The 1,040-nt window shown below is 32.7% G+C and carries 2 protein-coding genes; both read right to left on the reverse strand.

Annotation, left to right across the window (positions count from 1 at the left end; genetic code table 11):
- Positions 1–726: hypothetical protein (locus tag H5202_RS23210; RefSeq protein WP_182774078.1), on the reverse strand; the 726-nt coding region annotated here is incomplete at its 3' end.
- A 34-nt stretch (positions 727–760) separates the two neighbouring features.
- The coding region (locus H5202_RS23215; RefSeq protein ID WP_182774079.1) for a hypothetical protein at positions 761–1,040 on the reverse strand (280 nt) is incomplete at its 5' end.

A 1,040-nucleotide genomic window follows, 5' to 3' on the forward strand; every position in this document is an offset into this window, starting at 1 on the left:
TCCAAGCTGTCCAGATTTACTCATTGGAGCACACATCAGATTTTGTATTTTATCATCACGATGTAAATTGTCCTCTAGAGTAGGAAATTTAAATTTTAAGCAAGATTTAACTACGATATTAATAGCAGCCTTCTGATAAATGACCTCGGTTCTTGATGCTGCTATAATAATGGTATTTTGTAGCTTTGGATCTGTACAAATATCGTCGCGTTGTGTTCTAGAAGCTATTTCATAGAATTGAATGAGTTCTATCTGCTCACTGGCGATCTGATTTTTATTGTCCTCAAATAATCTAGCTGCTTGATTCGGTCCTTGGGTGTTAAATGCTAAAGAATAGCCAAAAATAGACATACATTGATTATCAAAACGACTTCTACAACTAGGATGTACAACTAAACCACTTTGAAGTACTTTTTCCATTAATTCGACATCGTTTAATAATAAAGGAAACTTAGTTTTAATAACATTTCCTTGTTCCAAATTACCGTTAAAATTACCACTAGCTAAATTTTGTTTCAGTACCTCTGTAAATGATGCCTTTGCTGAAGCTTGCCATTCTGAAGAGCGTAAAGAAGGAAGAACTTTGGGTAAAAGGTTTATTACTTCCTGATATCCTCCTTGTTCTAGCAATGTGCTTATTTCTTTTTCGTCAACATCAAATACACTTTCATGCGCATTTGCCATTAGACTTGAAAAAAATATCATTGTAATTATTTTTTTTATCATTTTATTCCTTCAAAATGAAATTTATAAAAATTATTTACCAAAGAGCCTTAAGCAATTTTGAATATTTTGAGTCGTATGATGATGAAGCATTTAACGCAATAACAAGTGTAGTACCTTCATTGTCAAGTTTAAATGAAGCATCTCTTGTTTCTTGATCTTTATGACCTGTTATTTCGACCTTGGAAATTTTAGTTAACTCACTCTTGTACATGTCGGCATATTCGCCTTGAGAACATATTTCAGAAAGATCTTCGATTAACTTGTTTATTAAGGCACCGCTAAAACGAACGATTTGTTCAGGGGTTCTTCTTAAT

The sequence above is a fragment of the Shewanella sp. SG41-4 genome (assembly GCF_014164505.1).
GTDB lineage: Bacteria > Pseudomonadota > Gammaproteobacteria > Enterobacterales > Shewanellaceae > Shewanella.